Raw genomic sequence first — 25006 nt, 5'->3', positions numbered from 1 at the left:
ATGGAGCAGGTTTAAGTGCGTCCCCATCTAAGAGGGGGGAACTGATGCCTGATTCAATTCATAACAATGAATTAGCTGATAGGGTGGAAGTAAAAAAAGATGCGACTGATTCGCAGAGAGACTCATCTGATCCAGCCAAACCGTCAGTGGATACCAATCCTGATGCTGAAAGCCAGGGGGAACTGCTCGAATCGATGGGTTCCGATTCGCTGTCACCAGAGCATGATATTGATGAGACTTTGAAAAAAGTGCCCCCCTCTGGTGTTGAGAATGAGGGATCTTCAGCTCTTGCAAGTGAGATTCAGAACCTGAGTGAACTGGTTCAGTCTAGTGAGCAGCGAGTTTTGACTGCATTTGAGAAGAAGCTGGCTTACGACAAATTTAAAGAGGAACAGATTAGTCGGCTTCATGATGAAATGCAGGAATATAAACGAGGTTTGGCAGATTCTCTGATGATGCCCCTGATTAAGCAGTTGATTCGTTATCTCGACCAGATTCCCAGGCATGTTGAAGCCTTGCAGAAAAAGTCTGCTGATGAACTTGGTCCTGATCGTCTCACAAAAGAACTGAATGGAGTTCGTGACGATCTCGAAATGATTCTTGAAAATGTAGGCGTCACGGTGTTTACAGCTGATTGTTCAAAGATAGATCGCAAACTCCAGTTAGCCCGCCTCACCGTAAATACGGATAATCAGGAACAACATGGTGCAGTGATTGAAAGTTTGCTGCCGGGCTATCAGTTTAACGGCAAAATCGTGGAACAGGAACGAGTAAAGGTAAGCGTTTATCGCGAGGTCCCTAAAGATACTACTTCTGAAACGGCAGAGAGGAATTCCTGATGAATGAAAATACGATTTTCGGAATCGATCTGGGCACGACATATTCGTGTATCTCTTATATTGATGAACATGGGCAACCTGTGGTTGTACAAAACAACGAGGGGGATCTGACAACCCCTTCTGTCGTCTTTTTTGAAGACATGGAAAATGTTGTGGTGGGCAAAGCAGCGAAGGACGCGATCCGAACCGACGCCGATCGCGTTGTTTCCAAAGTGAAGAGAGAAATGGGGAATTCCGATTGGCGATTCGATCTCGATGGAAAAGAATACCGCCCCGAAGAGGTTTCGGCTCTGATTCTTAAGAAGATAGTCGACGATGCAACACTGACAACCGGTAAAACGATTTCCGAAGTTGTGATTACCTGCCCCGCCTATTTTGGTTCGCGTCAGAAGGAAGCGACTAAAAAAGCAGGAGAAATCGCCGGACTGAATGTGCGTTATGTAATTCCGGAGCCTACCGCTGCTGCAATTGCTTATGGTGAAGAACAGGAAAACGATGATACCGTTCTGGTCTACGACCTGGGCGGAGGCACATTCGACATTACCCTTGTTGATGTAAAGAAAGGCGCACTGACTGTATTATCAACCGACGGTGATGCCGAACTCGGTGGTTTCAACTGGGATACAGAGCTGGCACAATTTCTGGCACAGAAAGTAGCCGAAGAGACGGGAGAATCAGTAGACGACATCCTGGGTGATGGTGAGTTCTATGCCGATTTACTGCTGATGGCTGAAGAAGCCAAGCGAACTCTGAGTACCCGGGAAACAGCCAAGCAGGTATTGTTGTATGGAGGAGAACGGATTAAAACGGAAGTGACGCGAGATGAATTCAATGATTTGACGCGCCATCTTCTCGATCGAACAATTGAGATCACAAAAACGGTTTTTGAACGCGCTGAGTCTAACACCAGCCTCCCGGTTCCCAAACGAATTCTCCTGGTTGGCGGTTCGACTTATATGCCCCAGGTGAAACAGCGCATTGAGCAGGAATTTCCAGGGCTCGACATTCGACAGCAGGACCCGAATCAAATTGTGGCAAAAGGAGCCGCAATCTTTGGTTTGAAAATGGTTCTGGAAGACAAGGCCATCGAGATATTCAATGAAGGCAGTTCGGAATCACCTACTTCTACTCTGGTAGAAATGGACGAAGACGCCAAAAATGAAGCGCTGGCAGAGGCGGGCAAAATAATAGGTCTGGCACCAACTGCGGCTGTTGATCTGGGAAGTAAACTCATCACCAACGTGACTTCTCGCAGCTTTGGCCTTCGCGCTTACAATGAACTGAATCAGGTCATTGTTTCAAACATGATCCATGTAGACGATCAACTTCCACGTACTGTTCAAAGAGAATTTTACACGATGGAAGAAGGGCAGTCCTCTGTGGAAATTGCGTTGCTGGAGAACGAAATTCGAACGAGCGAAAATGATACCGATGTTGATGAAACCAGTTGTATCGCACTGGAGCAGGCGATTCTTGATCTGGGAGGCCCTTTTCCTAAAGGATCTCCGATTGGTGTAACCTTCAAACTCTCCCCGGATGGAATTCTGCAGGTGATTGCTGAGCATCTTGATACGGGGCGAAGTATACCAATTGAACGTAAAGTGGAAGGTCTGATGTCTGACGATGAAGTGTCGGAAGCAAAGTCGAAAATGACTGGACTGGCTGTCAGTTAACCGGGGGACAGAAATGACTCAAACTATTGGTATCGATCTCGGAACAACAAACTCTGTCGTTGCAACAGTAGGCTGTTCGGAACGGGTTGAGGTTCTTCCAAATGAGCATGGCAAAAGTATCACTCCCTCCGTGGTGCTCTTCGAGAATGGCAGCGTGGTTGTCGGTGATGAAGCCAAGGAATCGCAAAAAATTGGTGATCCCAACGTCGCCTCTTTTTTCAAACGATTGATGGGTGATCGCGAATATCGTTTCGAAACTGCGCAGAAGGAATACAGTGCTATCGAACTGTCCGCATGTGTGCTCAGGTCTTTAAAAGCAGACGCTGAACGGGAATTAGGTCATTCGGTCAGCGACGCTGTAATTACGATACCCGCATACTTTTATGATGCAGAACGTAAAGCGACTATTGAGGCTGGTCGTCAGGCAGGCCTCAATATTCTACAACTGATCAATGAACCAACGGCTGCTGCGATTGCCTATGGGGTCACTGCTCAACCGAAGTCTACGAGCAATGTATTAGTTTACGATCTGGGAGGGGGCACATTTGATGTGACTTTACTCAGAATCACTGAAGATGAGACAAGAGTCCTGACGAGTGAAGGCGATGCAGAACTGGGAGGAAAAGACTGGGATTCTCGAATTGTCGATTTTCTTGCTGCTGAATTTCAGAACGAATATGGATCAAATCCATTAGACGATGTCGTGGCAATCGGTGATCTCTGGGTCGCGGCCGAGGATGCAAAGCGTACACTCACAGATCGCAAATCAGCCACGCTATTTATTGCTCATGATGGAGAAAAAGGGCGCTACGAATTAAGGCGTGAACAGTTCAGCGATTTGTGTCAGGACCTTGTTGAACGCACGCTTGATACCGTTCGCTCCGTTCTGGAAAGCCAGCAAATGCAGCCGACTGATATCAATGAAGTCCTGCTGGTTGGCGGTTCTACAAGAATGCCAATGATTCAGGAAGCCCTCACCAGTTATTTCGGACACCCTCCTTCGCGTGGAGTCAATCCAGACGAGGCTGTGGCTATCGGAGCTGCTATTTGTGCTCATGGACATGCTCAGGCAAAGGGACCTGTTGGACTGGCTGCTATGAAGTCGGGAGAAAAAACCGGCAAGGGGCTGATGCTGGGGAAAACACGAGTCACGGACGTCACTCCGCATAGCCTGGGAATGATCGCCATCAATGAAGATAATTCTGCGTACATTAACTCGATTATTCTTTCTAAGGATCAGCCGGTTCCGAGACGGGAATCCCGACCCTTCCAGCATCGTACGCAGCCGCATGATGATAATCTGCTCGAAGTCTTTATGACTCAGGGTGAACACGACGGCCCATCTCAAGTGACCTATCTGGGACGATACGTGATTCCACATGTACCGCATGATCCCGGCAATTCTGTCGTGATTGAGATTGACTATGCCTATGATCTCAGCGGATCGGTTCAGGTTACCGCGAGACTGGCATCAGATCATACGGAGCTGACAGTTAATGTGGAATCGCTGCCCGAGGATATTCCGGCTCGTTTCATGGAGCCCCCACCGAAACCGGTGATCCCCCACGTAACGGTTTATCTTGCCTTCGATTTGTCGGGCTCGATGTCGGGGGAACCGCTTGCTGAATCCCAGAAGGCTGCTCTTGCTTTTTTAGAGCAAGTTGACCTGACTCACTGTTCAATGGGGGTTATTGCCGTCGCCGATTCAACTCAGACCGTACTCGATGCCTGTCAGAACGCATCAAAGATCGAAAAAGCCGTCAAAAGTTTGAGTATTGGAATGGTCGGATGCGGGAATTCCGCTCAACCATTTGATACCGCAATGAAGAAGCTCAAAAAAGTTGAAGGGCCGCGTTTTGTGATCACACTGGCGGACGGTGTCTGGGCCGACCAGCCCCATGCTGTCAACCGTGCAAAATCGCTGCACTCTGCTGAAATCGACGTGATTGCGATTGGATTCGGAGACGCCGACAAAAATTTTCTCCGCGATATTGCATCCTGTGATGAAGGTAGCTTTTTCACATCCCTGAGCGGATTGAGCGCCACTTTTTCGTCAATTGCTCAAGTCATTACCAAGACTCAAGGGAATCCAGTCAGTTCAACCAAATCAGACGTTGACAGAAAATCAGGATTCTGGGGCTTACTTGCAGGGAAAAAATGAGTGAGATGGACAAGGCGCATCGTCCAAATTACTACAGAGTTCTTGGGCTGGATCCCTCTGTTAAGAGTTGGTCCGAAATTGAGGCGCGTATCAATGAATTGATTCATTATTACTGCCTCTGATCCTGGGGAACATGAGATGGGTAGACTTCTCTGAATCAACGGAGGAATCACTTCAGCAATTGATCTGGGCAATTACAGGACAACATCCGGAGTACTCAACGAATCAGTCGTAGTTTTCATCTCGTATTTATGTAAATTGAGTTTTTGCAATGAAACATCGTTCTAACTACTACAGGCTTTTAAATCTTGCCCCTTCAGTTCAGAACTGGTCAGCGATAGAGACGCGGATTAATGAGTTGATCCGTACTTATAATCGAGTTCGCACCGATGCTCCCAAGTCGATTCAACGCGAGGCGGAAGCATTCAAGATCCTGCTGGATCAGCCAGACGATGGTATCAGAGTTGTGATGAAAGACGAGAAACTTCGCGCCGCTGAATCCAGGGCGCGCCTGAAAGAGCTGAAAGCAGAAGAGAAGCAGCTCGATACTTTTCTGCGCATGATCAAATCAAAAGGGGCTTACTCCAAAAAAGATTTGAAACACATCGCCGGTGAACTGAGCGGCTTTGACGAAGTCGAAATAGAATCACGCATTCGAAAGCTGGGGCTTACCGAAGAAAAGCCGGGGACTGCCAAGCCAAAACGCAAAAGCCCTCCGATGATTCCGGAAGCGGAAGGCAAGAGTATTGAGGCGGATCAGAAGGGACTGCAGTTGTCGTCTCTGTACGATTTTCTGGGTCCCGGGCTGAATCCGCGCTCAAGTCTAACAGCAATCAATGCGGCTTATGAATCTCAAAAGAATGGGGTGGCCAAGCTGGTACGTGGGACTCCCGAGCATAAAGTCCGCAGCGCTTTACTGGGGCACGTTCAGAAACATCTGCTGAGTGAGAGTACTCGGGAGAAGTATCACAACTATCTGGCAAATCGTGAGCTTAGGGCCGTCGATACATTTATCAAGGTCCGTGGTGGCGCCTCCAAAATTATTACACAGGAAGCTCTGGATGAAATTCTACGTGAAGCAAAAATTCCGAATGTGACTGTCCAGCAAATACGCGATTATATCGAAGTCTGGATTGAACGGACCAGTGGCTGGTATCTCGTTGTCACATCAGATGTGCCGGCCCAGCGATTATTGACTTGTGGTCAATGCGGAACACTGGCTGCCGAAGAAGGCCAATCGCATTGTCGAGATTGCGGAAAACCGCTTGAAATTGTGTGTCCCATGAGCGGTTGCAAGCAGTTAGTGCCAACGCAAGACTCCTGTTGCCCGAAATGTGGCTGCAGCACTGGTGACCTTCCACACATTGAACGTCTGATTGCTTCTGCACGAACTTTCTTTCGAGATCGGAGATATCGGAAAGCAGGTCACCTTGTTGATGACATCCTTCAGCTCTGGCCCGGCTATGAAGTGGCGAAGGAACTGCTGGTTCAAATCGAATCCAAGATTTCTAATCATAAGCTGAAAAACCGTGAAGTTCTCGAATTAATTCGTGTTAGCAAGATGCAGGCTGCCCAACAGCTCGTGAATGAACTCGCTGAGGATGGATATGAAGTAAATACGGCCAGCCGCCGGCAGATTGACCAGGGGATAACAGCTGCGCGGAAGGCCTGTGACCAGGCGCGCCGTCTGATTGTTGCGAAAAGGGTGGACGATGCCCTGGAGAAATACATTGAAGCGCTGGCACATTGTGCCGATTACTCAGCTGCCAGTGACGCAATGAAGAAATATCCCCCTTCCTCCCCGCACGACCTACGGGTCAATGTGACTGAGACCCATGTACGACTGACATGGAGATCAAAGTCGAGTCGCCTTAAGACACAGTATATTGTGTGCCGAAAGCAAGGCGGTGTTCCTACAGATGTGGATGATGGAATCAGGCTCGCGACTGTTAAAACAGAGCAGTATGACGATACGAATGCCGAGGACGGAATCGTATGGTACTACGCCATCTTTTCAGCCTGGGGAGAGACAACTTCAATGAAGGCTGCGACGTCCGATGCAGTATTGCGGACTGGAAAGGTTTTTAATCTGAAAGCGACAGCCATTGATGGAAACGCTCATCTCTCATGGGAAAACCCGGTCGGTTCTACGATGGCAGAAGTCAGAATTCTACCAGAAGTGCAGAAAGTACGGCATATTCGAGGAACAGAAGCTGTTTTCAAAGATCTCCAAAATGGACAGGAATACGAAGTGGCAGTCTCGGCCTTGTATTCTGACCCTCTCAGACCTGGCAAACTAATTTGCTCGCCGAGTGAGATCGTCCGAGTCTTATCGACTTCTCGTCCCGATCCGGTCAAAGATCTGACTGCTGAGCTCCGCGGTCGAAATGTGCATTTGAAATGGACACCTGCCAAAATGGGAGAAGTACAAATCAGGGCGGCAGATCGCCCACCCCAGGATGGCTGGGAGGGGACCATCGTCGATCAAAGCCAGGTTCAGTCGATAGGGCGGCTCATCCCCCGGTGTAGTAAAAACAGTGCAGAAGTGGAGTTGCCACCTTCGGGGCAGATGTTTCTGGTCCCCGTAACGATCAATGGCTCCAATGCCGCCATAGGGACATGGTGCCAGGTGGCTCAATTACCTGAAGTCATCGATTTCCGTACGAGACCACTTTCGGATGGAATTCTGGAATTGACGTGGGTCTGGCCTCGTGGAATCAAGACGGTGGGTATTTTTCTCCAGCCTGTAGGAAGTCACAAGACTGTCCGTCAACGTAAGACGACTCCTGTGGTCGAAGTATCAGCAGAAGAATTTCGGGCTAATGGTAATGTCTGGCAAGTCGTCTGCAGTCAGGCACATGCATATGAAATTACCATTGCTGTCAAAGCACCGCGTTGTGACTTTTATTCCAGGGGCGTTAGCTGTACTGAAACGATGGGTAATGAAGCGCGGGTGCGATACCAAGTTTACTCCAGACGATTTAAGTTGTTTAAAAAGAGTCTTCATGGAATTGAATTGCAATCCGAAGATGGCAATTGTACTTCGCTTGATGACGTTGTTGTAGTTGGCTTACCAGACAGATTGCCAACTCGAATTGATGAAGGACAGGTTGTGTGTATGGCAAAGAGGATTCAATTCTCTGGTGGGAGAGCAGAATTACCCATTGAGCTGGAAGAGTTGACGACGTCGCTTTACCTCAAGGTCTTTCTGAAGAATCCTCAAAATCATCCTTGTTTAAAACTTCTTCCGGCCTCGAAAGAACGACTTCTTTACAAGGGGTAATACTTCCATGAAAAACTGGGTGAAAAACCATATTGTGAATCTGGTCTGTCCATATTGTTTCGACCAGTTCAAGCTGAAAAAAGCCCCTTATCGTTGTGGGAATCTGGCATGCTCCGGCCGCACACCAGATCCGGATCTGACCGCTCATTGGCCTCAAATGGCGATAGGGGCACAAGGAAAAGTGCTTGATCCCCACAGCGCCAAGCGTGGCCAGGTGATCTGTGATCAATGCGCAAGAGTGACCGGGGATCGAATCTGTCCCACCTGCCATATGACACTCCCTGCAACATTCGGGCAGTGCGAAAACGCCATTATCTCTGTCATTGGTGCTAAAAACTCAGGTAAAAGTCATTACATTGCAACCCTCGTGGAAGAATTACGCAATCGTGTTGGACCAGCACTCAATTTCACACTCTCTCCACAGGATGACTTGACTATTGAGCGATTTGCCCGCGATTTTCGAGATCCTCTCTATCGGGAAGGGCGAGCGCTGGACACAACAAGATCCGGCCGCACTGACACGAGTGTCCAGATGCCGATGGTTTTTAACCTGCAGATAGGAGGAAAGAATCTGTTCGGACAGCGTAACATCAAGCGCACAGTCACTCTCGTTTTCTTTGATGCGGCTGGTGAAGATCTCCGTTCTGAGGCGACTATGGAGACGGTCAACCGATATATCTATCGTTCCAGTGGAATCATTTTACTACTGGATCCCAGGCAGTTTCCTCAAGTGCTCTGTCAGCTTCCAGATCCTCCCGATCCAGGGGAAGAATCGATCGAGACCCGGGATATTCTTTCTCGGGTTGCGAACGTCGTACGAAAGGGAAAAAATCTGAGCCCTACGCAGATGATTAAGACTCCGATCGCTGCCGCCTTCTCAAAGTTCGATGAGATCGAACCCCTCATTGATCCGACACTTAATGTGCTTTCTTCCCGTTCGATGAAACGTCAATATGATTCAGCAGAAGCCGCTGCTATCAATGACGAAATTGAATCTTTGCTGGCGATGTGGAAACAATCCGGCCTGGTCAATGACATCAAAAGCTGGTTTTCCAAGGTAACATTCTGCGGAATCAGCTCACTAGGCTGTAAAAAGAATCAGGATGGCACAGTCCCCCGGCTTGCACCCAGACGCGTTGAAGATCCATTTCTCTGGCTGATGCATGGTATTGGGTGCTTCAGAGACTCTTAAACAAAGAAGGATTCAGATGCCAATTGAACAGATGATATACACGTCATGTCCCCATGGGCTGGGGGCGGGAGCGGGTTTTCAGACTCAGGCAAAGAGTTCCGGGCTGTCTGAATCCGAGCAATATGAACTCGAGCGAATTGATGCCTACCATTATCCACGCAGTCTGCCTACGAACCCGACACCCGCTGATATCAGGAAATATTGTCCGCCAAATCTGCAATCTGCTGAGTTGACTGGAGGATTCCTGCGTGTTACGAGGTCCGTTTATCTTGGTGTAGATTATTCTGGAAGGCATGGGAATTATCTGGCTCATTCCCTGCTGCTCCCCCCCGGTAGCCGATATTGGGCGATCGACCTCGCAAATTGGAAAGGGTGGCGCGAAATTACTTCGAGCACTCCACCGCAGCTTGAGCCATTACGTGCGTCAGATCTGATGACGGATCGGTTCGAGTTTAAAGATCTGTCAGAATTCGTTCGTAAAGATAAAACTCGCGATTCTCAGCTTCGCATGTTGCTTCACGCCTTGTTGATCTCTCGAGGCACTCATCGACCAGTGCTCATTCGAAATGTAGCTGATGAACTTCCGGTCTGGGTAGCATGTATTTTAAAGTGCATTCCTTGCAGCGTCGAAAAGCCGTTCTCATTTGCAACGTTCGTAAATACCTTAAGTGCAGGCCTGGACCTTCAGTGTACTACCCCTGAGAGTGATTTACGATACACGGATGACGACTGCAATTTTACTGCATACGTATTTGATTATGTGGCTGACCGGTTCAGTGAGGTGGATGTACCAGAGGATTCCTATGCAAATTTCGTAGTGGAATTGCTTTGTAACGACACAGAGAGTTTGAAGGATTTCTATCATTTTGCTCACAGGTTTTCTATTTCAGCGACAGCAGAAAACATGTTGCAACTTATAAATTGCTATCGACTATGTAATGGTGAGCAGCTTCCAGCCAATTTCAATGTCAGTAAAACACTGAGTTTCGCAAATAACAGACTTAAACAAGACGATGGTGCTGAGACACTCATACGATTGATCAACGCAGCAGCTGCTGCACTGAATCAGAATGCAACATCTCAAGATCGACTGGACGTTGCGAAAGAGTTAGAAGCCATTGCCGATCAGAGTAAGAGTGAGGAAGTCAATAGAATCGTATGGGATCATTGTAAAGGGATCTTCTATACAGAATTGTCGGATGGAGGTGACTTTGGACTGCTCCATGACATTTTATTAGAGATCGCGACGAAACAGGGGTTATCAGGAGAGTCACTTAGAAGTGAGATTCTCGATGGAGAGAGTCTATCTGCACTGATAAACCGCATTTCGAATGATTCTGAGGTCTTTGATCGCCTGATGATGCTGATTCAGGAAACTTCGCCATACGACGAAGCAGGAATCTATCTCAAAGATCCGCTTATGAATCAATGCCTCACCCTGGGAGTCGAGCTTGAGGGCGCCCCAACATTCCTCGTGTTATTTCTTTCACGGGTTGGCCGGGATCTATCACCTGCAAAATTCGCGGAACTTTGTGCTCAGCTGACACGCCAGTTTGACTCAATTGAGCATACTCGTGCTATGGGAGAAGCGGTATTCAGTTTGCTGAATTCAAAAACTTCTGCTTTTCGAAAAAAATATCGACAGAGCCTCGCTAAAAATAACGATTGCAGTTTACTCCTTGAAGAAGCTCGCATTCGTATCGTTACAATGACAAATGATATTGAAGCCTTGCGGGCCTATTGCCAGGAACTTGATGGGAATCTCTTTCGCCAGACGCTATCACCGTTCAGAGAAATACTACGGGAAGGGTGGGGAAATTCCAGTGGAGCCAGCCGGTGTATCCTGACTGAGTGGCTCTATGGTCACTCTTCCATTCTTTGCGAAATGGACAAGAACATTCAGAGAGAAGTCGCCTCATCGCTGATTGAAAGTATCTCGTTGGATCCTAACGACAGACAATCCAAACAGCAGATCAAGGTTCTGGAAAGCTTAACGAAGTCTCTGAAAATGGATTTCATTCCAGACAGACTCGTGATCCGCGAAATAATAATGAAGCTGAACCGAAGAAAAATCTCAACGATCAAACAGTTTGAAGAAAAGTGGATGGAGCAGTCGGCGGTGATCGATCTTGAGACGGGACGCGAAATTGTCTCGCTCTCGATGGCAAGGCTGCTGGAATTGTGCCGAACGGAATCTGAACATTATTGGGTGATCGGCTGGTGCAGTTCAACCGCCGGGGAAGAATATGCTTTATATGAATATCAACATTATATCACGGGAAAATCTTCCCGCTATCTTTCGCCGGAAGCCGGTTCAGCGCTAGTCTTAGCGGCTCTCAAAGCAGATAACGAGCAGGGACATGTGCGGCGGATTGCCAAAGTTGCTTTTTATGAGCTTGATGACTGGCTGTACTACTTGAACAAAAGGACTTTCGGCGAACTCTTGCGTCGGGTAGGGGATGGTGCTGGAGGCCTGCCGATTCAACTTCGAACACAATGGGAGAACAAGTACCAGCAATTGGCATTACAACGAAATTCGATGGTAGTTTCGATCAAACGGTTATTTCAAAAAGTAATCTCTGAAAGGGTGTAGGCCATGGCTAGTGATGGAGAGGAAGCATTTGCTATCGTTTTAGGAGGCATCCTGCTGGTTGCTGCAGCGATTATCGTTGCAGCATTGGCTTTGGCTGGAGCGCTGGTGATTGTTTCCGTCGGAGGCATCTTTGGGGGAGGGCACGCACTAAAAAATTATTATGAAGCCCTGCGAGAAAAACTGAAATTTGAACGGGCTTGAATTAAATGCTAAAAAAAGATGAACCTTCAATTCAACATTATTGGTTTGGAAAAGCCTATCGGGATATGTGGGAGGCGATCAGAGACTCTCAGAATCGAAATCTAGATACGGCCCGGGATTACTGGCGAAAAGCAAAGAGTGGAACAGGCAATGCAGCCGAAGTGGCCATTCCTTATCTGTTTTATGGTACGTCTGCGGGAGCAGTTGTTGTTTTTGGTACTCTGGTCTGGTTGATTCTCGTTCCGATCCACATCGTTATTGTAGGAAGCATCGCATTATGTATCGCCGTCACTTTTCTGACACTGGATTTTATTGAACGCGGTTACCTCCTGTTTAAAGGCTGGACTACTGTGTGCCCGCACTGTGGTGAAAAGGTTGCGCTTCCGGCGTTTCAGTGCGCCAATCCAGCTTGTGGTAAATGGCACTATCATCTTCGACCGTCATCGTTTGGTATTTTCAAGCATCAATGTAAATGTGGCCAAAAACTGCCATCCACATTTCTTTCTGATCGACAAAAACTGAAAGCACGTTGTCCCCATGAACTCTGCGAAAAAATATTAGATGCTGAAGTTGCCTTGTGCAGCTCTACCAGCGTCATTTCGATTATTGGCCCTCCTGGAGCCGGAAAAACTGGATTCATGATCGCTGCTATGGAAATCCTGCTTAACAAAATTGCCCCCAAAAACTTTTTGACAGGAAGATTTACCGACCTGGATTCGGAGCACTTTTTTGTAGACGAGATGAAATATATTACGTCGACCGGAAGTACCAGAAAGACCGCCAATCATAAGCCTCCAGCGTTCAATGCCTTGTTTGAATCCAGCAAACGCAACATCAGCCATCAGGTCTATTTGTTCGATGCAGCTGGTGAAATATTTCTTTCTAGCGATAAACTTTCAAATCATCATCAGTTTAAGAATATTACAGGCGGTATCATTATTATAGACCCATTCAGCCTGCCGGCGCTACATCGAAAGTATGACGCCGTACTGAAAAAAGATGGTATCGCAGCTTCGATTTCGAAAGATGATGTGATTGACGTAATCGATCGGTTTGTCATAGGTCTGCAGCGACATTTTGGTTTGAAACATAACCAAAAAATCTCTCAACCCTATGCAGTCATCTTGACCAAGGGAGATTTATTTAATCTACGAAAAATATTCTACTCAGGTTCCGTCGGGTCAGGTATGACACAGCAGGAAGAGCGAAAACGTGTAGATCAAGAAGTACGTCAAAAACTGAATGAATGGGGAGCGGCAGCACTAGTGAATACGATTGACACTCGGTTTTCCAATACAATGTTTTTTTGTGTCGCCCCAATCAATTTACGGAAGAAAAGTATGGGCTATGATGCCGAGCTGTCGTGCGTGGGAATCATGGACCCCCTGATGTGGATTCTGGAAAGCTCGAAGGCACCCATTGTAGAGCGGTAGCACGCTGATTTTATAAAACGGAATTTCAGCAGCCGGTTATCAATAAGACGACTATTAACAGTCCCCCCCCGATTAAAGCCAGTTTCAAGATCATCTCCAGCAATCCACTTCCTCCTCCACCAGGAGTTCGATTGGTACCGGTAAAAACACGCGTCCAAAAGCCTGACCAGAATCCTACCGCAAATCCCTGACTCTTGAGGATCGAATAGAGAAATAGCCCTATGATGAATAGCACGAACATTAGAATGTGACGAAATTCGGTCAAGCCTTAATCCACCAATTAGAGCGACTATTGATACCATCGAAGCAAACTGATTTGCAAAGGTTATAATGTCTGAAACAAGCAACTGATAGCAGAAACTCTCTAGGAAATAAATCTTGACTATCAGGTGTATGATAAACTTATTATAGTGAACTAAATTATACACGAAAAGGGTTGTGCGTTTGAATATGTTCAGATTTAGTGGGGCGGCTCCAAGGCCATTTGCACCGTGTATATCAGACTGAGACTTGACTTAGCCCCCTTGACCGCGTCCACCTGAAATGTGGTAACATTTCAATTTGACCTTGCCCCCGACCTTGTTCCAGTTGGAATGCGAGTGAACAAGGGTTTTCAGACCAGGCATGCCTGGTCTGAAAACTTCGCAAACTCCTGAGGTATCCTGTTGCCCAATGCACTGTGGGGACGACGCTCGTTGTAATCCTTCCGTCAGGAATCCAGTTTTTCCTGGGCGTCTTCCAGTGACAGGAACCAGTGCTGGTTCAGACATTCCTGTCGCAGTCGACCGTTGAAGGATTCAATAAACGCATTGTCGGTCGGTTTTCCCAGTCGACTGAAATCCAGAGTCACGTTGTTGAAGTAAGCCCACCAGTCCAGACTCTTTGAAATGAACTCGGGGCCGTTATCCACACGGATTGACTGGGGACAGCCTCGAGCCGCTTTGACGCGATCCAGAGCTGCCACCACATCATCTCCAGTCAGCCGTGTTCCCACCTGAATGACCAGACTCTCACGACTAAAGTTATCGACTAACGTCAACAGCCGGAACCGCTGCCCGTTAAACAACTGATCGGCCATAAAGTCCATGCTCCACGTTTCATTGGACTGTTGGGCCGGAGAACACTCACGGCGAACGGCACAGCTTTTGTTCCGGCGAGGCGTTTTGAGCCACATCTGCAGGCCTTCTTCACAATAGAGGAGATACACCAGCTTGTGATTCACACACCAGCCTTCCCGCAGTAACAGGATATGCAGCCGCCGATAACCATAGCGCACACGAATGGTGGCCAGTTCGCGCAGTCGCATCCGCAGCTCGGCCCGTTCATCAAGAACACTCTGGTAACGGTGACTGGCTCGCGTAAAGCCAAGCACCTGGCAGGCACGCCGCTCACTGACTTCATAGGAAACCTAAAGTTCCTGCACCAGAGTACGACGACGAGCGGGCCTTACAGCTATTTGAGAACGTCCTGGAGAATGCTCTTGTCCAGGCTCAGGTCAGCCACCAGTTGTTTGAGCTTCCGGTTTTCCTCTTCCAACTGCTTCAGTCTGCGGACTTCAGCTACGCCCAGACCGGCGTATTTCTTCTTACAGGGTAAAAGGTCTCTTCGGTGATCCCTATCTTCCTGACGATCTCCGCCACCGCAGTACCAGACTCATGCTGCCGCAAAGCAAAGGCAATCTGCTCTTCCGAATACCGTTTCCGTTTCATGCTGTCTGATCCTCCTACGAAAAATACAAGATAACAAAATTTCTCGCATTCCGCATGGATCAGGAATCGGGGGAAGGTCACAAATTCATGCGCCATAAAGAATTCTAATTACATTCCCGTCAGTTCCAGAACTCTATGTGTATCTTGCTGCGATTCATGTCTTGCTTGCTTCAAGTGTATTAGATCATCGAACACCTACGACAAGCTGATCGTCAATGATGGCTGGCTTCATCGTATGGCAGAAGAGGTGGTCGCCATCGAGCGAATCGCGGTAAAAGCGGTCTCGATAGGATCGGTTTCGATTCCGGAGATCCGAGAAGAGGTTGCCCGGCGCTTCCGCCGTCGGTATGTGGCCCTGATGTCGGATGCGAAGCACCTGAACGTGATGTCGTAGTTGGAAATTGCCCACATCTGGATAGAGATCTGACCGCCAGCCCGAGTTCCACAGAATACTGGTCGAGTCAGACCACTCCTTGACAGGATTTCGTCTTTCTACCCGAATCGTGACATTGACCGGCTTAAATTCTGGTTTGATTGCACGTTCTTGTTAAGTAATCCGCGATAAGCAGATCAGAATTTTGTGACGGAAAGACGAGCGTCACAGGTGATTCGGCAGTTCTTGAGCAGTCCAGACATGCCAATCGACGAGCGATGAGGCAGACGGCAAATCAGTGTTCCGTACGGAACAACAGAAGTCAGATCAGTGGAGACGAAACCCAGCATACAGACTTACAACGCTCTTCAATCAGCCTACGATCACTTAAATTTCGATTTGTGGGCCGAAGGGCTGCCACAGTGCATCATCCTGTTGCATCGCAAGTGAGGAGCACTCGGATATTTCCATGCCCGTCAGTTCCTCTACAAATACGGCGACGAGAGACTCGACGAAATTGCTCTGAATCCCGAATGGCTGATTAGCAACGAGCGAGACGCAATTTCCACATTAGTTCATGAAATGGCTCACATCTGGCAGCAACATTTCGGTAAGCAATCACGCAAGGGCTACCACAACAAAGAATGGGCTGACGAGATGGAACGAATTGGTCTTAGTCCAAGACACGACGGGACCTTGATGGGAAAACGTACGGGCCAGCGAATGCCCCACTGCATAATTGAAGATGGATTATTCGCTCAAGCGTTTGCCGATTGGCCGGAGGCAGGGCAATCTCGGTCTTAGTCCCATCTGCGGGGCGTGTTTTGACGATGGCCGAGGGATTGTTCGGATGCAGTGCAGTTGAGTAGCCCGTCAATCTTAAAGGCTGAGTAAAGGTGAGACGTTCCACATCGCCGGTCTTTCGGAACTGCCGTCATCATATATCGCAACATATTTCGTTTGAATATGAGTTCCAAGCAATGGTGAGATGAATCGAGACAACAGAAACAAAGCCATGCGTTCAACCAGCTACGATGATTGAAATCCATCAGTAATCGCTTTCAGAAATGCGATCTGGGCCGTTGCAGTTTGTACGGCCACCAACCTGTCATGTGGTTGGGGTGTGGACTGGATTAACGAATGGGTGGGCAAACCTTCCACGAAGCAAGATCCCACTTCGATAGGCTCTTTATATTGTCGGTGGACAAACCAGCTGGCCTGTTGTGGCCATCGAGTCTTTGACCAGGCTGCTCCGCCCTAACATGACCGACCTGACATCAACTCTGATCGCTCCTTCTTCCTGGGACTGATTGATCCGATCGCGGCATTCGTCGTGGGAATCGTAATTGTGCTTATTCAATACACCGAGTAAGAGAGATGCACCGGCTCCAAACGAACCACGAAAGATTAAGTAAATATTATCGATGAAGAAACTAGATTTGACACAAATGGTGGAAGCCATGCTGACGGAAGTCCGCCGAAAATCTCCATCCTTTGCGATGATTGGATTGTCTGGGCCAGGCAAGAGTACAGTGATCAATCGGTTGTTTAAGACGCTCCTTCCAGTGAGCCACATTCGTGCCTGTACCAAGGAGTTTAACTGCAGCGATATCGCGTTGACGATGAAACAGAGAGCGACGTTAGGAGAACCAGTCAGCCTGCAAGTCATTGACTGCCCCGAGCTTGACGAAGCCTTAAACCTTGAAGATCAATATCTCGAACTCTACCGCCGGCACCTAAGAACTGTTACAGGCGGGCAGAAGGATACTGCGGGACGACCGTCAAGGAAAAATTACATTTTACGAATTTTTCATCCGCAACAGCCTAAATAAACTGCTACCTGACACGTTCTAGAAGCGTCGGATTCAGATCGGCACTAAATCTGGTCTGAGCCATCCCTCCCGTACCGAACCCAATAGGAGTGAAACAATGTCCCGCAACTTTCATAACATAGTCAGTTTTCTCGAATCGCACGACCTCAAGTATGATGCGATCCCAGACAAGTCGGTGATCCTCCTTAACATCACAGGCAAGCAAGCCACTTATCAGATGCTAATCAAAGTCGAAGATGGGCGTCATGTCCAGGTCTTCGGCGTGTCGCCCATTTCCGTGCCGGAAGGGGCAAGGAGTGACATCGCAGTTGCTATCGCTGCTGCGAATTACGGTCTAATCATCGGCAAGTTCGAACTCGACATGAGCGACGGTGAAGTCCGGTTTCACGTCGCACTACCGTTTGATGGCGAATTGCCGGGACACGATGTGCTGAGCCGTGTTGTTCTCACGCCGATTGCGATGCTGGACAAGTACATGCCCGCCTTTCTGGCAGTGATCTATGGAAATGAAGTGCCAGCCGAAGCAGTGGCATGTGTCGAAGCATCTGGGGCTTAAGATTATGGAATCAGGTTGCGATCTGACGCCCAGCTAGTTCGGACTGTAAGTGCCGAACAAGACGAATTCTTCGGCATCCACAACTCGGTTCTTTTGTCAATATAGATACTGAGAGTTGAAATCATGAAGCTATACGTCATCAAGAATCACGATCATACTCATGTTTCTGCCCCATCTCATACTAGGGCCAAACATTTTATTCGCGAATTATTAACAAAGCAGTGCGAAGACACTATGTTGCCGTTGAAACTTTTCGAAGATTTCGATGAAATTGATGCCGCAAGGACAGGCTTTCATATCGTGACGGTCACTGCGTTGTCGCTAACTTACTATTCAGGAGTTTGTGAATCTGGATTTGGTATTTCACTAGATGATCAGTATCCTCAGCCCCAGCCCATCCTTGAAAGGCGGGAGACCAGCACGTTTTTTCGAAAGTACAAACTGACAGTCTTACCCTGTCGATACCACACAACACGCATACGCTTTGAAAGCGAATGTGTCTACACAAAAGACGTCGGATATTCGATTGAGGAAGTAAAAACTCACATGAGGGATGCGATTCACGCCGAGCGTGATATCGTCCGAGAGTGATGGGTGCTCTTTAATTTTCGCGATTTCGGCACTGACATGCTTCGCTATCGCGATACTCTGGCGCGATAGCGAAGTACTGAATGTTCGAATCATGACTGGAAGCGCTAATTTAATTCATACGATAACTCAGAGTATGAGGCCGTGAAAGACGAATAACCAAGCAGTGAATCGAAGACTTCGATCGCAATGTTTTTAAAGAGAGCTAGGACGTCAGGTCCAGTCTCGATAATATGTATCGCGCATTTGTGAACAAGGGGTGTAGAAAACAATTCGTGCAAGACCATCAAAAAAACATCTAACTTTTGATAATGTTCAACAAAAAAACAACGAAAGAAACACATGAGTATCTCGACTAAGATTGACCAAATTCTTACAGCACGCAAAACAGCTATTCCTCGAGTCGACCAGCAAATCGAAAGAGCAAAAGCTCAAGAGCGGTGCATCTCGCGAATATGCGAAATGGAAAAAGACTTGCAAATTGTAGGCTTGCCCCATGTAGTCCAACACGCTAAAGAGCTCATTCAACAAATCTCATCTACCCAGTCACTTCTGGTATCACTAAGAGACCGCTTCAGCCGAGATTTTCTGACATTGTTAACATTCGGTCTGGCTGGAACAGGTAAGAGCCGCACATTGGTTACTCTGACGGGCTTACCAGACACTGAGTTAATCTCCCGAAAAGGAGACCACTGCACAGGTACCATTGTAGAAGTCAACCATAACTCCCAGTCAGAACGAACCTATGCGGTCACGACATTTTCCAAAGACGAATTCTTCCGGGAAAGGGTCTTGCCGTATTTTCACTCTTTCTCGATCAACACTCCACCAAAGTCGTTGGAAGAATTTCGGTCGATGGATCTGCCCGATTTGGAAAATGTAGCTGACCTTATCGGAAAAAAGAATGCAGCACAGAAACTTCAGACTGGGCGATATGAGCATCTTCTGCAGATTCATACTTATCTAGACCGTTTTAAAATGCATTTGACGGGAAAAACTTCTCCCATCAGCATCAATGAAGTTCCCGGATGGACAACCTATCCCAATGAGCATGATGGGAATGCAGACTGGCGTTGCATGGCGGTTCGTTCAACGCAACTGAAGACGTTGATTCCACTCGAGGATTTTCAAAAGGTCCGTCTCTACGACACACCGGGATTGGGAAGCCACCGCGTTGGTGAGTTAGAAAGCCTTTCCAAATACATCGATGAACAGGCAGATGCTGTTTTGAGGATAGACCGCCCCGACCCTCTCCGACCGAGGCCAGAGAAGTTTGACAGCGAACTACACGATCATATCGAAAAGCAACTCAGTTCTGGAATTTCATTGTCCCAAATCCTGACCATTGTTCTGAATCGATTAGAGGAGCATGCACCGAATGCAGAGATCTGTAACCTCGAATATCAAAAGGCTCTGAATCGTGGTATTTCTTCAGACACAATTGTGGTTGCTGACTGCAGCAACAGGGGTGAATTGCATGAAACGGTGATTCTTCCATTATTGAAACGGCTAGTTAATAAATGCCCAGATATTGACTCGCGGCGAATTACCATGCTTGCAAGTAGGCTTGACGAAGCTGCCGAGTCCTTTAATCGACTTCTGCATGAGATCGATTCAGTGGTCAACGCTCAGATCACTCAACACGATGTCGAAGAAGTGTTTGCAGAGTGGTTCGAGAAAAGCCAGGAGGAATTTCGTCGGGCATTGTTCAAATTGAAGGAAGAATCCCTTACTCTGCATGATGAACCTGACTCTGACTTTCTTGAAAAGATCGGAAAGGCAACGGAAAAAGCCACTCGCGACGTTCCTGTACCTGCTCCTGAAGAGATCTCCTCGTACCAGATAGGAGCAAGAGATCACGAGTTTGGCGGTACGATCGACCATTTTACACAGCAATTACGATTTCAAATTGGCGAAATCTTTGGCGAAATTAGAGGAGAGTTGGGCCGCGAAGTGATTCGTTCATGGCAGATCCGACTGCGCGACGCCCTGTCAAATACTGGGATACTTGAATTGACGACAACCGATGACCCATCGACGGCATTTTCGGAGTTAGCTACAATTTTCGAATCTGCTGGTAATTGTCCTCGCATAGCAACTGTGTGCCGCATGGTAGCGGACTTCCGAATAGAATTCCCACACTTTCTTTATGCAGTATGGAATGGGCTCGAACCGCTACACCCTGACCATTTCCTTGGCGAACTCGGAGCGCAGAGTTCAACGCAGAACTCCTTATCGGTATCAAGCGAGCGTTGCAAGAAGCTTCAGTCAGTTCTCAAGAGAGAAAAGGAAAAGGCCATCGCTCTCATTCAGAACAAACTCAAGGAAATTGCAGCCTATCCTTCCAATCTTTGTTGGGGCCTCGTGTGGGATATCTATGACCGTCTGATTCTCCCGCCCGAAGTTCAACGTGAATGGCGTCAATTTTTACGCCGCCGCCGGGATTCCCTAATGCCGAAGCGATCCGATGAGGAGCAAGAACTATACGATGCCTTGACGAGACTTTCAACCATTTGTGACGAATTAAGTAGGGGTAGTTGCTGATCTGGCCTACTTTCCATTATTACACTGCCATACATCCGCGATTTAATTTTTAATTGCATATTCAGCATCAACAAAGAGGGAGAACCTGTCATGGGACTTGTCGAGCACGCCACCATTTAGATCGGACTGCACGTCATTCACAAATGGTGGGACAAAAGTGAATACGAGCGGATCTTTGGGGATATCCAGCATCCATTGAGTCGCATTGCAGCAGGGGACAAGTTGTCAATCTTCCATCACCGAAATCTGCTTGAAGCAATACAGCGGCTATGTGCCGTATCTGGAAGAATCCGATCGGTGAGTCCGGGCGAGCATCGGGCTCTCTATCGCCTGCTGGATGAGGTTGAGAATTATAGCCGGGTCTGTGGCCCGACTGACTGTTCTAAATGTTAGGGCTATGGATGCTTCTAGTGTCCGGATTATTATGGTTCGGGGCTCGAGAACGGTGATTCAGTGGCTGTTATACATGTGACAAAAGTGGAGTTGTCGCATGTCCAAAGTGCGACGGCCGAGTAATGAGCTAACCACAGGCCATACTTACAACAGGAGTTGAATTGCATAATGACAATGATAACTCATCAAGCTCATTCCCTGACCACATCCCTTTCCTTCTGGCTCATCGAGCGAGACGAGCACATCAAGCTAATGCTGTTGGCTGCCTTGGCAGTCGAACAGCGATCGGGCCTCTGTTGAAGTCGAAGAGTAGCAACCTCCTCCCAAGAAGCGAATTCGCGACCCGATTATTGTCTGCGTGGACACTTCCGGTTCGATGAGTGGCCGTCCCGAAGCGGTCGCCAAGGTACTGACGCTGGAGGCCTGCCGGATTGCTCACTCTGAACAAAGGTGCGGTTTGTTCTACTTCTTCGGCGGCAGCAACGAGTTCAGGGTACACGAACAATCATTGTCGTCCGTCGGGCTTGTGAAAGTCACTACAGTGTACCTCAATGCTGAAGGTGGGTTGATGGAACCCCTTGTGGTCGAGCACAACAAGTCAGGATTCTCGACCAGGAACTGTCCAAGTTCTACGGCGATCCTTCGATGGTCGTTTTTTAAGTAAATCTCTCGGAATTCTCTTTTAGGAAGCTTCATTTTCGCCACGCTCGAACGTTCATTCAGTGGCGGTGTCCGAATGATGCCGCTGTCACCTACAACCTTACCAATGTGGAGTCCTCAATGTTTGGATTCGGAATTTCAACCCGAATCAGTCTATTAGTTGGAGCTGCCGTAATCTACCAGGCAGTGCTCTCTGTGTACGCACTCTTTAACGGGTTCAAGTCGCGAGCGGCATTAGTTGGAGATGTGCATGTAAATGGGGTTCTCCCGCACTTTTGATGATTAGGCATTATTCAGGAACCGTGCTCTCAGCAAATCAAAACTTGCCCGACCGTACATCTGCCGTTTGAACATTTTCAACCGATTGACCTGGCCTTCTACCTGACCATTGCTCCATTCTGATTCCATCGCTGCCTTCACAGCCTGTCCATCCTGTTTGAGATTCTTTCCGAAACGCCAAATCTCGATGGGAGCATCTTCAGAACAGGACCGCTCCAACCAATCGTTCCAGCCCGTGCTATCTTTCTGCTAAATTAATGCTTGAAATTCACGAATTAGTTGGGGCGTTTGAAAGATCTTTTGTGCCCTTAAGAGTTCCTTCACCAGTTTACGTTTCAATTTATCAATGGGCTTCCAAAGTAACCAGGAAAGATGCCTGGAAGATGGAAGCGGCACCGACCGCACATTGTTTAGCATGCTTTGACAGTTTCCCGAAATCTGCTGTTTCTTTCTCCAGAGTGCGACCTTTCGGCTCACCACAGAGTAAGAACCTGGGAATCCCTGATCTTTCAATCGCCTCCACAAATCCGTTGCCCTGGTCACTCCTGCATCCCACATTGATTGTAGTTCATTCAGGTAAGGATTAAGGCAATTTGTCCCAGAACGCTTTGCCCGTTCTGGAAAAGAGTCTGGGCGTAAATAGCGTCTTACTGTTCTCCGACCGACTTGAAGCGCAGAGGCGATCTTACGAATAGACATCCCACTCTGATGTAGCTTACAAATCTATTCATACATCGTCCGTTTTTTATTGCGGCTGAGATTTTCAGCGTTGAGTCTTGTAGAGGAACCGCTGGTTTGGAAAGAATCGTGTGGCTGATTGGGAGAAAACTGAGATTCATGCCCAGTAACCAGTTTGACACTTTCGCGGACCTGCTTCTGATGTCGGTCAATGACTTTATGTAAAGTTTCACGGGCATTTTTCAACAGATGCCAGCGGTCTGCAATCTGGATCGCCTGTGGAGCACCTTGAACTGCTCCCTTGGCATATTCCCCCCCACGGTCACGGCTAATATTTTCCACGCTGGGATGTGAAGCCAGCCAGTTTGCCAAAGAATCTGATGTACGATCCGGAAGAAGATCGATGACCTGACGTATTTCCAGATCACACAAAATCGTCCCATATCGTTGCCCGCGTCGCCAGGCCCAGTCATCTACTCCCAATACCCGAACAGATGAGTGATCTGGTCGAGAACCGGCATGAGTTCGTCGCAAGAGAGTATCTGCACTGCAGGGCATTCCTAAAAAACGAGAAAGTTGTTTTCCCGGCTCTCCCCCCAGCAGGAAACCGATCTGTCGCTGAACTTTAGAGAGCCGAATGGTTGTTCTGGCATAAGGCTGGACCAGTTCAACAAGACGTTCTGTAAAGATTTTACGTTTACAGCTTTTATTAATGCAGACGAACCGGCGGACCTGGAGAATGAGCTGTGTCTTTTGACCAACGCAGGGAAGGTCACTCGGCGAACGTGTATATCGACTGTGGATACGGCGAGAATTCTGTTGGCATTCAGGGCAACAAGCTTGGGGATTGACCGTACGAAGGTAAATCAGTAAACGATTTTCATATTGGACCATCCGTTAAATTATCAATCCATGAATTTGGGGAACACAATGAAATCAGACATCCATAATACTCCATTATTCAGGAACTAACCCCCGAATTATACGGATTATAAGATTGTCAGATCATCAAAAGTGCGGGAGAACCCCATTTCCATGCACAACTCCATCGGTCAAAGCCTGGCAACCAGAACTTTGATTTCAGGTATAAGGAAAAAGCCTGAGTGGAAGAATATTTCAGTGACTTTTTTGGAAAAGAATGTATTTTGTGAGAGAAAATATGCTTACCAGAAAATCAGCATGACTTTACAGATCTGGAAGGAGGTGGAGAGAGAATAAATCTAATAATATTGATGGGATGATGTATGGAGTGACGTGCCGCAAGGATGACACCAGACGCTTTACCAAAAAGACTCATCGAAAAGTGCGTCCGCCCCCTTAAACAGGAGCAGACACACCAGACAAGTCTTCCTTTTCTCATTCAGGGCAACGCGCATTTAGTCTTTCGTTCTATATTCGGAGCGTTTAATCTCATAATCAGCGGCGATGCTTACGCATTCGTCATATGTTGAATCGATATCATCTAATGCAGCAAATACTTCGCGTTCAAGTTCAGTACGGGACTCTGTACCATGGAGGGCAGAAACCTTGATCCATTCCCTCATCGTCGGGATGACATGTGAATATTCATGTACCGTGCGAAGCACTCTCTGCCACGCGGCAATATGATCGGAGTATGCCTTACGAAATTTTAAGGGGCATTCTGAAATGTCCACGCGTTTCATACCGCCAACAATATACTCGACCATGGCCTGAGTTTTTACATCTTCAGTCAGGTTGAGTTTCGACACAATTTGGTTATCCTCTTTCAGAGCATTCAGAATGGCTGCGGCTTCCGGACTTCGATATTTCAGACTCTCCTTAGTTTCGTCCTTCTCAGGCACTGCGTTGTCTGCAAGGGACACTGATTCATGTCCACAACCGGTAAGGGTTGCCAGGCATAAGAATACGACTAAACTTGCCACAATTTTGATCAGTTCATGTTTTTTCATCTCTTAATTCTCCGACTATTTAGTGTTTCATAAAATGAGCAGTGATCACATTTCACTTGCCACGTTTTAAAATGCGCCAAGTGTCGAA

The 25006-nt window shown here is 47.7% G+C and carries 16 protein-coding genes and 1 pseudogene; 12 read left to right on the top strand and 5 right to left on the bottom strand.

Annotation, left to right across the window (positions count from 1 at the left end; all coding sequences use genetic code 11):
* The first annotated feature begins 44 nt into the window (after window positions 1-44).
* The 8 genes from grpE to GmarT_RS19845 all read left to right on the top strand — a co-directional run bounded on the left by grpE (window position 45) and on the right by GmarT_RS19845 (window position 13375).
* Complete coding sequence (gene grpE / locus GmarT_RS19880; protein WP_002646728.1) at window positions 45-839, top strand: nucleotide exchange factor GrpE; 795 nt, start codon at window positions 45-47, stop codon at window positions 837-839.
* On the top strand, window positions 839-2512 hold the full coding sequence (locus tag GmarT_RS19875) for an Hsp70 family protein (protein WP_002646729.1): 1674 nt from the start codon (window positions 839-841) through the stop codon (window positions 2510-2512). The genes grpE and GmarT_RS19875 overlap by 1 nt, the downstream gene beginning before the upstream one ends.
* Window positions 2513-2525: 13 nt before the next feature.
* Complete coding sequence (locus GmarT_RS19870; protein WP_002646730.1) at window positions 2526-4673, top strand: Hsp70 family protein; 2148 nt, start codon at window positions 2526-2528, stop codon at window positions 4671-4673.
* 271 nt (window positions 4674-4944) lie between these two features.
* Complete coding sequence (locus GmarT_RS19865; protein ID WP_149303150.1) at window positions 4945-7956, top strand: FmdB family zinc ribbon protein; 3012 nt, start codon at window positions 4945-4947, stop codon at window positions 7954-7956.
* 7 nt (window positions 7957-7963) lie between these two features.
* Window positions 7964-9148 carry a TRAFAC clade GTPase domain-containing protein gene (locus tag GmarT_RS19860; protein ID WP_002646733.1) on the top strand — a complete coding sequence of 395 codons (1185 nt, stop codon included), beginning with the start codon at window positions 7964-7966 and terminating at the stop codon, window positions 9146-9148.
* A 16-nt stretch (window positions 9149-9164) separates the two neighbouring features.
* Window positions 9165-11741 carry a GAP1-N2 domain-containing protein gene (locus GmarT_RS19855; RefSeq protein ID WP_002646734.1) on the top strand — a complete coding sequence of 859 codons (2577 nt, stop codon included), beginning with the start codon at window positions 9165-9167 and terminating at the stop codon, window positions 11739-11741.
* Window positions 11742-11744: 3 nt separating this feature from the next.
* Window positions 11745-11942: a hypothetical protein gene (locus GmarT_RS19850; RefSeq protein WP_002646735.1), complete on the top strand. Its 198-nt coding sequence runs from the start codon at window positions 11745-11747 to the stop codon at window positions 11940-11942.
* A gap of 5 nt (window positions 11943-11947) precedes the next feature.
* Window positions 11948-13375 carry a TRAFAC clade GTPase domain-containing protein gene (locus tag GmarT_RS19845; protein WP_002646736.1) on the top strand — a complete coding sequence of 476 codons (1428 nt, stop codon included), beginning with the start codon at window positions 11948-11950 and terminating at the stop codon, window positions 13373-13375.
* A gap of 613 nt (window positions 13376-13988) precedes the next feature.
* Here the strand turns inward: GmarT_RS19845 and GmarT_RS19840 are convergent.
* Window positions 13989-15084 (bottom strand): annotated as a pseudogene (locus GmarT_RS19840) (IS3 family transposase).
* 889 nt (window positions 15085-15973) lie between these two features.
* Between GmarT_RS19840 and GmarT_RS30425 the strand changes: the two are divergent.
* The 4 genes from GmarT_RS30425 (at window position 15974) to GmarT_RS19820 (ending at window position 20977) form a co-directional block, all read left to right on the top strand.
* Window positions 15974-16261, top strand: a complete 288-nt coding sequence (locus GmarT_RS30425; protein ID WP_081459506.1) for a SprT-like domain-containing protein — start codon at window positions 15974-15976, stop codon at window positions 16259-16261.
* Between the two features lie 620 nt (window positions 16262-16881).
* Complete coding sequence (locus GmarT_RS19830) at window positions 16882-17289, top strand: GTPase (protein ID WP_002646741.1); 408 nt, start codon at window positions 16882-16884, stop codon at window positions 17287-17289.
* 97 nt (window positions 17290-17386) lie between these two features.
* A complete protein-coding gene (locus GmarT_RS19825) occupies window positions 17387-17845 on the top strand; it encodes a YbjN domain-containing protein (protein ID WP_002646742.1) in 459 nt (152 codons plus the stop codon).
* 930 nt (window positions 17846-18775) lie between these two features.
* Window positions 18776-20977 (top strand): hypothetical protein, encoded by a 2202-nt coding sequence (locus tag GmarT_RS19820; RefSeq protein WP_002646744.1) that lies wholly within the window; start codon window positions 18776-18778, stop codon window positions 20975-20977.
* Window positions 20978-22312: 1335 nt separating this feature from the next.
* Here the strand turns inward: GmarT_RS19820 and GmarT_RS19815 are convergent.
* The 4 genes from GmarT_RS19815 to GmarT_RS19800 form a co-directional block, all read right to left on the bottom strand.
* Window positions 22313-22528 carry a transposase gene (locus tag GmarT_RS19815; protein ID WP_002646747.1) on the bottom strand — a complete coding sequence of 72 codons (216 nt, stop codon included), beginning with the start codon at window positions 22526-22528 and terminating at the stop codon, window positions 22313-22315.
* A gap of 30 nt (window positions 22529-22558) precedes the next feature.
* Window positions 22559-23032, bottom strand: a complete 474-nt coding sequence (locus GmarT_RS30420) for a helix-turn-helix domain-containing protein (RefSeq protein WP_369010754.1) — start codon at window positions 23030-23032, stop codon at window positions 22559-22561.
* On the bottom strand, window positions 23033-23881 hold the full coding sequence (locus tag GmarT_RS19805; RefSeq protein WP_002646749.1) for an ISL3 family transposase: 849 nt from the start codon (window positions 23879-23881) through the stop codon (window positions 23033-23035). It lies immediately after the preceding gene.
* A 482-nt stretch (window positions 23882-24363) separates the two neighbouring features.
* A complete protein-coding gene (locus GmarT_RS19800) occupies window positions 24364-24918 on the bottom strand; it encodes a hypothetical protein (RefSeq protein ID WP_002646751.1) in 555 nt (184 codons plus the stop codon).
* Window positions 24919-25006: the final 88 nt, after the last annotated feature.

It is taken from the genome of Gimesia maris (assembly GCF_008298035.1).
GTDB lineage: Bacteria > Planctomycetota > Planctomycetia > Planctomycetales > Planctomycetaceae > Gimesia > Gimesia maris.
Note: the sequence above shows the minus strand (reverse complement) of the source record. Positions and strands in the feature narration are given on the sequence as shown.